The sequence below is a fragment of the uncultured Campylobacter sp. genome, assembly GCF_938041645.1.
Classification (GTDB): Bacteria; Campylobacterota; Campylobacteria; order Campylobacterales; family Campylobacteraceae; genus Campylobacter_B.
The window spans coordinates 1-10107 of record NZ_CALIST010000057.1 but is presented as its reverse complement, the minus strand read 5'-3'; the positions used below and the strand labels follow the sequence as shown (position 1 = coordinate 10107).

Genomic DNA, 10107 nt, shown 5'->3' with positions numbered 1-10107 from the left:
AAACGAGCGATACAATTAGAGAGATGAAGCGCCTGCCGCGAAATTTCAAATAAAAGCGCCCGTGTCTTATAAATAAAATTTGACCGCGTTTTGTATCGCGACGCTTAGCTTTGGATACCGAACTCGCATAGCGGCAGAATTTAATCGGCGGCGCTCGCGATTATGAAATTTAAAGCGGCTCTGCAAGGACGAAATTTAAAATTTAAAAGCAAGCCCGCGGCGAGAGTTAAATTTAGAGCGCAAACGGCGCTTAAAAAAGCCTCACGCTAAAAGGTATCTGCCCGAACGCATGTCGCATGTATCAATCACAAAGTGCCGGCTCTGCACGTACGTCAAGTTCCGCTAAAATCCTCGCCACGCGTTCCTGCATTGTCTCATCAAACGCCATCGTAAGCTGGATTGAAAATTTAAATTATTAAAGAATTCGGGAGAGGCGAAATTTAAAATTCCGCCTCATAAGCGGAAAAGGATTAAAGCGCCGCGTAGCGCACCATTAGGCAGGTTTGAAGCGCCGCCAGCTTATCAAGCGTGCTTTTTTGCACTTCGGAATCGACCAAAATGACCGCCAAAGCGTCCCCCTCCTCGCCTCTGCCTAAGCGAAAATCCGCGATATTGATATTTTCGTCGGCCAGGATCGTGCTTACGGATTTGATAACGCCCGGCACGTCGGTGTTTTTGAAGATTATCATCTTGCCTTTCGGCTTAAAATCGGTCTTAAATCCGCCGATATTTACGATGCGCTCCTCGCTTCCGTCGAATACGGTGCCCGCGACGTTTGAGATCGCCTCATCGGTCATGATTTTTACTGCGATCTCGCTTTTATAAACACTTCGCGCAAGCTCGCCGAAGCTCGTCTCGATACCCTTTTCATCCGCAAGAAATTTAGCGTTGACGTAATTTAGCGAGTCGCCCAAAGAATCGTGTAGCGCACCTACGATTGCAAAAACCAGCATCGATTTTAGATACTGAACTACCTCGCCGCTGCCCTCGATGCGAATCGATTTGATGGGGCCTTTGTTGATCTGCGCCGCAAGATAGGCCATTTTCGAGACCAAATTTATATACGGCTCGATACCGCGTGGCAGATCCTCGAGCTTAAGCGGCAAATTTAAAGCGTTTGGATAGTTTAAGCCGCGCGCGGCGCTGATCGCCTGCTCCGCGGCTTCCCTGGCGATATTGCTTTGCGATTCGAGCGTATTTGCGCCAAGATGCGGAGTCGCACTTAAATTTTCGATATCCAAAAGCTCGTGATCGGTCGCAGGCTCTTTGTCGAAAACGTCGATGCCGAGATACGCGATCTTGCCGCTGCGTAGATTATTTGCGAGCGCTTTTTCATTATACAGCCCGCCTCTAGCGCAGTTTATTAGGCGTACGCCGTCTTTCATCTTTGCTATTTGCGGCTCGCCTACCATATTTATCGTCTCTTGATTTTTCGGCGTATGGATCGTGATGAAGTCGCAAGATAAAATTTCGTCAAAATTTTTCGTATATTTTACCCCGAGCTTCGTGGCCTTCTCAGGCTCGATATATGGGTCGTAGGCGATGACGTTCATCCCAAACGCAAGCGCGCGAACCCCCACGCGCGAACCGATATTTCCAAAGCCGATGATGCCGAGGCTCTTTTTATAAAGCTCGGTGCCGTACCACTTCTCGCGCTTCCAAATTCTATTAATTTTAAGATCGTTGCAAGAATTTACATATTTGCGCGCCGCATTCAGCAGATGGCACATGGTCATTTCGACCGCGGCGATGGTGTTTGCCGTAGGTACGTTCATCAAAATAATGCCGCGCTTGGAACAGCCGTCGATATCGCAGTTGTCGACGCCGACACCCGCGCGCACGATCGCTTTTAGCTTGGTGCCCGCGCCAAGGAATTTCTCATCCACCGCCGTAGAGCTTCTAGTGATCGCAACATCCGCATCACCTAAAATTCCATAAAGCTCGCTCTTGGGCACGTTCGTAGCGTCGATTACTTTAACGTCCGATTCTTGCTTAATCAGATCAAAACCGATTTTGTGGATTGCGTCGCAGACTATGATAGTTTTCATTAAATTTAACCTTTTGAAGTGGGTCCGCAAGGCGGGGATGCCTTGCGGGAGGAATTATTTGTTTAGTTGATCTTTGATTAGATCCCCTAGGCTTTGCTTCTCGTCGTCGTTGCTATTGATCTCGTTTAGCGCCTCGCGCTCCTTCTGATGAGCCAGTCTGCGCACGCTTAGGCGGATTCTGTTTTTCTTCTCATCGATGAAAGCGATCGCAGCCTCGATCTCGTCGCCTACTTTTAGGCTATCTACGCTTACGTTGCCAAGATCTTCCTTGCGGATAAGCGCGTCTATACCGCCTCCAAGCTCGACAAAAATTCCGAACTCTTTAATATCGCGGATCTTGCCTTTTACGACATCGCCTTGATTGTGACTCTTGGCAAACTCGCTAATCGGGCTATCACCGAGCTCTTTGTGGTTTAGAGAAATTTTTTGAGTATCTTTGTCGATCTTGATGATCTTAACCTCGATCTCGTCGCCTACTTTGAATAAATTTTTGCACTTCTCGCCGCGATCCCATGAAGCGTCTTCATTATGTAAAAGTCCCTCTACGCCGTCGATCCTCACAAACGCACCAAAATTTGTAATCGTAGTGACGCTGCCTTTTAGCACATCGCCCACTTTATGCTTAGCAACGAACTCGTCAAAAGGCTTGGTGAGTAAATTTTTAAGGCTCACGCGTAATCTGCGCTCGCTAGGGTTAATCTCTACGACCTCGACGTCAAGCTCCTCGCCCTCGCTGATAAAATCTTTCGGATTTTTGATATTTTTATCCCACGAAATTTCACTGATATGCAAAAAGCCCTCGATGTCGTTGCCAAGATCGACAAACGCGCCGTAAGGCTCGATATTACTTACTTTTACGCGGATAGTATCGCCCACTTCCAGGCTATCTTTGATCTCGTTCCAAGGATCGGGCATCGCCTCTTTGATCGAAAGGGAGAGATGCTTTTTATCATTGTCGTATTTGATAACCTTAACCGGAACCTTATCACCCTCTTTGTAGAGCGAGCTCGGATTTACCGGGCCTTTGTATGAAATTTCGCTGTAGTGCACGAGCCCGTCCACGCCGCCTACGTCTACGAACATACCGTAGGTGGTAATCTTTTTGACGACGCCTTCGATGATGCCCTCGGTAGCGATTACTTTCTCGATCGCCTCTTTGCTTGCTTTGCGATCCTCATCAAGTAGCTTCTTACGCGATACTACGATACTTTGTTCATCTCTATCGACCTTGATGATCTTTACTTTGAAATTTTTACCGACAGCGCCGTTTGGGTTTTTAAGCGCGCTTTGCGAGCGCGGCATAAAAAATTCCACGTCGTCTGCATTAGCACAAACGAAACCACCCTTATTAAACGATAGAATTTTAACGTCATAGACATTTTCTGCGTTTTCATCATAGGAGTCGATGAACGCCTTTACTTTTTCCTTTTTTAGAGCCTTTTTATACGATACGACCGGGCGACCGCCTCTGCTTCCGATAATAGCGACTTTGATGTCATCTCCTACATTAACCTGCGGATTTCCTTGCTCGTCGCTAACCTCGGCGGCGTCTAAAATACCCTCCGACTTCCTGCCTACGTCTATGAAAACCTCGCCGTCCTTAAGGGCGATAACCTTACCTGTGACGACCTCGTCGCGAGACTTCCCGGCGTCATACTCCTCTAACAATGTCGCAAAATCTTCCTCTGCGTGGTTTTGAACCTTCTCGTTCACCTCAGCCATATGCTTCCTTTAAATTTATTTGTGCTTTTTTGAAAAGAACTAAAATGCGCGATTCTAGCTAAAATTTGCTTTCGATTTGATAAATTTCTAAGAGTAAATTTGATAAGAGGGCTTATAAATTCTGCGTTAAATTTTCTATTCGTGCCACTACTTTTTTGATGATCCAATCGGGCGTGCTGGCTCCTGCGGAGATGCCGCAGAGGCTTTTGTTTTCAAACCACGAGCGCTCAAGCTCGCTTTCGTTTTCTATGAGATAGCTGTCTTTGCAAAAATTTTGCGAAATTAAAAAAAGCTGTTTGGTGTTGGAGGAATTTTTCCCGCCTACGATTATCATCACGTCGGCCTTTTGTGACAGGCTTTTTACGGCCTCTTGATTTTCCAGCGTCGCATTGCAAATCGTATTAAAAATTCTCAGCTCCCTAGCGCGCTGCATCAAAAAATCCGCGATTTTGGTAAAGCTTTCTATCTTTTTCGTAGTCTGCGAAACGAGCGCGACGCGTGAGCCGAGCTTGACGTCTTGCAGTTCCTTCGTATCCATGATCACGAATACGCGCGATTTTGCGTAGGATTTCACGCCCTTTACCTCGGGATGATTTTTATCGCCGAAGATTACGATATCATAGCCCTCCGCGCTCATCTTTTCTACGATCTGCTGCGGCTTAGTCACGAAGGGGCAGGTAGCGTCGATGAGCTGCTTGTTTTGCGCTTTTAGGTTTTGCAGATCGTCCTTTTGGATGCCGTGCGTGCGGATGATGAGCTTTTGCTCGTCCTTGATCTCGCTAACGCCCTCTAAGGTTTTGACGCCGAAATTTTGTTTTAGCCTATTGATCTCTTCGGCGTTATGTATGAGCTCGCCGATCGTAGCGGCCTCGCCGGCGCTTTCTGCGATCTTGATCGCACGCTTGACGCCGAAGCAAAAGCCGTAGCTTTTCGCCATCTCAATCTTCAACGCCGGCTCCGATCTGTCTTAAAATAGCGGCGAAATTCGGAAACGACGTCGCGATACAATCGCTATCCTCGATGATCATCCCCGATCTTAAGCCTAAAATCGCAAAACTCATCGCGATGCGGTGATCTCCGCACGGCGTGATGATCGCCGCGTTTGCCTCGCCGCCTTCGATCTGCCAGCCGTCCTGTAGCTCGCGCGCCTTAATACCGCAGGCGCGAAGTCCTTCGCAGGTTACATTTATGCGGTCACACTCCTTCACGCGCAGCTCGGCGGCATTTCTAAGCACGCTGCTTCCCTGTGCGCAGGCAAAGGCGATCGCAAGCGCGGGCGCCTCGTCTATCAGCCAGGAGATATTTTCGCTCACCTCCACGGCGTGAAGCGGCGCGTAAGCAACCTCTATATCGCCGATCTGCTCGTAAATTTCGCTTGTTTTGTGAAATTTTACCTCGGCGCCCATGCGTTTTAAAATTTCATACGCCTCTATGCGAGTTTTGTTTAGCAGCATATTTTTTAGCACGATGCGCGAGCCCGGGATTATCGCTGCGGCTACGGCGAAGAAAAACGCCGAGCTGGGGTCGTTTGGAATAAAAATTTCAAGCGGTTTAAGCGGAGAGCTAAGCGGCGCGACTTCGATCGCAAGACCATTTTGCGAAATTTGCGCGCCCATCGCTTTTAGTATCCGCTCGCTATGATCGCGGCTAAGCTCGGGCTCGCTAAATTTACACCCGCTGCCGCGCAAGGCCGCTAAAATCAGAGCGGTCTTAACCTGCGCAGACGCGATTTTGCTCGCGTATTCAAAATACCCGAGCTTTTGCCCGAGCACCGCAATCGGCGCCTTTTCGCCGCCTGCTCGTCCGTAAATTTTAGCGCCCACCTTACAAAGCGGATCCGCAACGCGCCTCATTGGACGCTCGCTTAGATACCGATCGCCGCATAGCACGAAAAAGCCCTCGCGTCCCGCCAAAAAGCCCATAAATAGCCGCATCGCAGTGCCAGAGTTGCCGCAATCAAGCGGAACGTTAGGCTCTTTGATAGCGGCGGGAGGAGTGATTAAAATTTCGCTCGCGTCGCGCTGCACGCAAGCGCCCAAAAACTCCACTATTTTTAGCGTATTTAGCGTATCCTCGGCGGCTAGATAGTTTGAAATTTTACTCGTCCCCTCCGCTAGCAGCGAAAAGATCGCCGCGCGGTGCGAGATCGATTTATCCGCGGCGATGTTTGAAATCTCCGCTCGCAAAGGGCCTGCTTGCGCAAAAATTCTCATCGCAGCCCAAGTCCCAGCTCGCTGCTAAGAGCGGCTAAAATTTTATCGGTAAAGCCCGCCACTTCCTCGTCGCAGAGCGTTTTTTGAAGGTCTTGAAATACAAGTCTGATCGTCAGGCTCTTTGAATCGCCCAGGCTTTCGTCGCTGTAAAGATCGCTCGGGATAAATTCCTTTAGCGCCTCGATTTTAAGGGCGTCTATACACTGCTTAATCTGCTCGAAGCGCATTCCGCTCGGCACCAAAATACTTAGATCGCGCGATACGCTAGGGAACTTCGAATAAGCGTCCGCTACGATATTTTTAAATTTAAGCTTGGAAAAATCGATCTCGCACAGATAGCTTTTATCCAGATCGCGCCCCGCTTCTACGGCGTAATCCACGCGCCCGATAAAGCCCACTATCTCGCCGTCTTGCTCAATCTGAGCTTGCTCGAATTCACTTAAAAATTTCAAATTTTTGCCAGGCAGCCTGACGTTAAATTTACCGATGACGCTTTGGATTAAATTTGCAAAATACAAAAAATCCACCGCAGCGGGTTTTGCGCCGGCAGCGATAGAGGGCTCCGCCTTTAATCCGCTAGCGATAAAGCCCAGCCTTAGGCTCTGCGCGCCGCTTTCGTCAAAGACCTCTCCTAGCTCAAAAAGCTTGACGCTTCTGCGAGAATTCTTTAAATTTCGCTCAGCAGATTCCAGTAGATGATTAATCAGCGTCGGTCTTAGCGCGTCCAGCTCGCCGTTGATCGGATTTAAAATTTTAACCTTGCACGGCGCAAAGCCTAAGTTTTCTAGCGCCTTGCCATCGTCAAATACATAATGCACGCACTCGAAAAATCCCACTGCGGCCGCCTTGCTGCGAAGCTTGCGTCCATTACATAAGCTTACGTAGGTATCGTTTAGGCGGTTTTTCTCATAGAAGCTTAGCGGCGCGGCGGCGATATTATCGATGCCCACGATACGCACGATCTCCTCGCACACGTCGTGAGAATTTACGATATCGTGGCGGAAAGACGGCACCTTGGCGGTGATTAGATCGGCTTCGAGCCCTATTTCAAAACCCAGCCTTTTTAAAATTTTTACGATCTTATCGCGCGGAATTTGCGCGCCGATCATTGAGTTTATCTCTTTTTCGCTAAAACCCACGATAAGCGGCTCCAAAGCCTTTGAGACCCTTTGCGTGCCTGCATATAGGCTAACGGCTTTATTTTTAAGTAGCAATCTAAATAGCAGATCGAGCCCCAGCCTAAGCTTTGGCTCGCTGCCTCTACTTGAGCGATACACGTGCTCATCGCCCTTTAGGCTTTTGTTTTCGTTTACTGCTTTGGCGATAATTAGTGGCGCGGTGTAGTTTGCCTCTAATAGCACCACTTTGCTACTGCAACACGCCTTTAGCTCCGCGTCTTGGCAAATCCCTGCTACGCTAAGCAATCTCTTGCCCGCATAAACGCCGAACTCACCGTTTGGCATAGGCTTTATGTCAAGCGCTACCTTGCCATCTGCGGAAGCGATCTTTTCAAAATCATAAGCGCGCAGCAATACTCCGGTAGAGTGAGTAGCGTAGTTGATGAAATTTTGCACCGCGCAGCTTTGCAAAATACCAACGCTTGCAAGACGCAAGGTCTGCTTTAAATTTAACTTCAGCTCGCCTTTGATCTCGTAAGCTCGAAAAGCAAATTTAGCGCTTACCTCATCACTTGCACGCACGCTTAAAATTCTACCGATACCAGGCGCTCCGTCGGCATCTTCAAACTCGTGCTTTTCCTTTAGCGGCAAATCAAGCGCTGCGCTTAGATCGCGCGCTATGCCTAAGATGCTAAGGCAGTCGCCGCGATTAGCGGTAAGCTCTATCTCGATAATGTCGTCGTTAAAAATTTCATACTCGCGCAGCTCCTTGCCGAGCACGAGCTCGCCGATACTGCTATCAAGCACCATAATGCCATCATTCGTCTTGGCAAGTCCAAGCTCGGTTGCCGAGCAGATCATGCCGTAGCTCTCCACGCCGCGAAGTTTGGCAGGCTTTATCTCAAGTCCGCTCGGCAGCACGGTACCGATCAGGCTAACTGCGACGTATTGCCCCGCCTCGACGTTTTTCGCGCCGCAGACGATCTGCAGGCTCTGCTTACCGACATCAACCTCGCAAACGTTTAGATGATCGGAATTCTCGTGTCGACGCTTGCTTTTTACGAGTCCTACTACGACGCCTTTAGGAAATGAAATTTTATCGTGAGCGTCAACCTCAAGACCGATGGAATTTAGCGTAGAAAGCAGCCTTTCGCTTGAAATTTCGCTTATGTCGATCCACTCCTGCAACCAATTTCTCGTTATTATCATTTAAACTGCTCCAATAATCTAATATCGCCTTCAAATAGCGAGCGCAGATCGGGGATACCATGTAGCAGCATCGCAAATCTCTCCACGCCGAGCCCGAATGCGTATCCGCTGACGTTTTTCCAACCCACCGCTTTAAAGACATTAGGATCGACCACACCGCTGCCTAGCACCTCGAGCCAGCCCGTCTGCTTACAGACGCGGCATCCGCGACCGTGGCAGAAAATACAGCTGATATCGACCTCGGTGCTTGGCTCCGTAAACGGAAAGAAGCTCGGGCGGAAGCGCACCTTTACGTCTCCAAACATATAGCGCAAAAATTCCTCTAAAACGTATTTTAAATTTGCGAAGCTCACGCGGTCTCCCTGCTCGACTACGAGACCCTCCACTTGATGAAACATCGGCGTGTGGGTTAGATCCATATCGCGGCGAAATACCGCGCCGGGGGCGATCATGCGCACCGGCGGAGCTTTAAATTTCTCCATCGTGCGGATCTGAACGCCGCTGGTGTGCGTGCGCAGCAGCCGCCCGTCATTTAGATAAAACGTATCTTGCATATCGCGTGCCGGGTGGTATTTGGGTAAATTTAGCGCTTCAAAATTATGGAAGTCGTCCTCGATGAGCGGGCCGCTTTCGACGCTGAAATTTTGCGAGATGAAGTAGTCTATGATCTTATCCATCGTCTCCATCACCGGATGCAGCGCGCCGCAGTTTACGTTTTCGTTAAAAAGCGTGACGTCGATTGCTTCATTTTTCATTGCCTCTTTTTGCTCCGCCGCCTCCAGGCTCGCCCTTTTTACAGCGATGAGCTCGCTGAAATAATCGCGCTTTTCATTCGCGCTTACGGCAAGCTCTTTTTTCTGCTCGGGCGCTGCGGATTTGAGCTCGGAAAAAAGCGCCGTTATGATGCCTTTTTTGCCGAAAAGCTCCAAGCGCACGGCTTCCAGCTCGCTTAAGCTCGATGCAGCGTCGATTTTTGCTTTAATCTCTTGCAAATTCTATCCTTGTGGTTAAATTTAATGGCGCGATTGTAGTTAAAATTTGATAAAAGCTAGGTAAATTTGCGTGTTTGGATTTTTTGGCTATAATCGCGGCTAAATTTCAACCCTCATAAAAGGATCTAAAATGAACGTATTCGAAAAGATTGTAAACGGCGAAATCCCGTGCAACAAAGTGCTAGAGAACGATGAATTTTTGGCCTTCCACGACATCAACCCAAAAGCGCCGATCCATATCCTGGCGATCCCTAAAAAATGCTACGAAAACTTTCAAGTAACACCGCCTGAAGTGATGAGCAAAATGAGCGCTTTTATCCAAGAAGTAACTCGCAAAATGGGGCTTGATAAGAGCGGATACCGTCTCGTTTGCAACTGTGGCGAAAATGGGGGTCAGGAGGTGATGCATCTGCACTTTCATATCCTGGGCGGAATGAAGCTGCCGTGGGACCATGTCAGTGACCGCAATACCGAAGAGAATTTTTAAGACTAGAGCTTAATTCTATAAGAACTAAAATTCCGTGAAATTATAAAATTTTACGGAATTTGCGAGATTCTTTGAAATTTTTAAAATTCCGCTTCATTTATAAACACCGAAGTTTTAAAAATAATCAAAATAGTAAAACTACAAGCTAAAATTTATCATCAGACGCTAAAAAGAAATATAAATATCTTTTAGCAAATGCCACTCTTTAGCTACAAAGCCTTAGCTCTTAGAATTTTTACGGCTATGAAATTTGAAATCGACAAGAAATTTTAACGATGCGGCAAAATTTTAAATGAAACCGAGCTTTACAAAAAGAGT

General features: G+C 48.1%; 7 protein-coding genes. 1 reads left to right on the top strand and 6 read right to left on the bottom strand.

All coding sequences use genetic code 11. From position 1 onward, the window contains the following. Window positions 1–470: 470 nt before the first annotated feature. The 6 genes from serA to pheS all read right to left on the bottom strand — a co-directional run bounded on the left by serA (window position 471) and on the right by pheS (window position 9302). The gene (serA, locus tag Q0600_RS08550) at window positions 471–2048 is read right to left on the bottom strand and encodes a phosphoglycerate dehydrogenase (RefSeq protein ID WP_298759208.1); all 1578 of its coding nucleotides are present in this window, start codon (window positions 2046–2048) and stop codon (window positions 471–473) included. A gap of 54 nt (window positions 2049–2102) precedes the next feature. Continuing rightward, window positions 2103–3770 (bottom strand): 30S ribosomal protein S1, encoded by a 1668-nt coding sequence (locus Q0600_RS08545; protein WP_297902399.1) that lies wholly within the window; start codon window positions 3768–3770, stop codon window positions 2103–2105. Between the two features lie 112 nt (window positions 3771–3882). Then, window positions 3883–4719: a 4-hydroxy-3-methylbut-2-enyl diphosphate reductase gene (locus Q0600_RS08540; RefSeq protein WP_298759205.1), complete on the bottom strand. Its 837-nt coding sequence runs from the start codon at window positions 4717–4719 to the stop codon at window positions 3883–3885. After that, complete coding sequence (gene aroA, locus Q0600_RS08535) at window positions 4709–5983, bottom strand: 3-phosphoshikimate 1-carboxyvinyltransferase (protein ID WP_298759202.1); 1275 nt, start codon at window positions 5981–5983, stop codon at window positions 4709–4711. Before aroA ends, Q0600_RS08540 begins: the two co-directional genes overlap by 11 nt. After that, window positions 5980–8310: a phenylalanine--tRNA ligase subunit beta gene (gene pheT, locus Q0600_RS08530; protein ID WP_298759199.1), complete on the bottom strand. Its 2331-nt coding sequence runs from the start codon at window positions 8308–8310 to the stop codon at window positions 5980–5982. The genes aroA and pheT overlap by 4 nt, the downstream gene beginning before the upstream one ends. Then, window positions 8307–9302, bottom strand: coding sequence for a phenylalanine--tRNA ligase subunit alpha (gene pheS, locus Q0600_RS08525; RefSeq protein ID WP_298759197.1), 996 nt, complete (start codon window positions 9300–9302; stop codon window positions 8307–8309). Before pheS ends, pheT begins: the two co-directional genes overlap by 4 nt. Before the next feature lie 130 nt (window positions 9303–9432). Here pheS and Q0600_RS08520 point away from each other — a divergent pair, with 130 nt between their 5' ends. Continuing rightward, entirely contained in the window at window positions 9433–9789 is a 357-nt protein-coding gene (locus tag Q0600_RS08520) for a histidine triad nucleotide-binding protein (RefSeq protein ID WP_297881238.1), read from the top strand. Window positions 9790–10107: the final 318 nt, after the last annotated feature.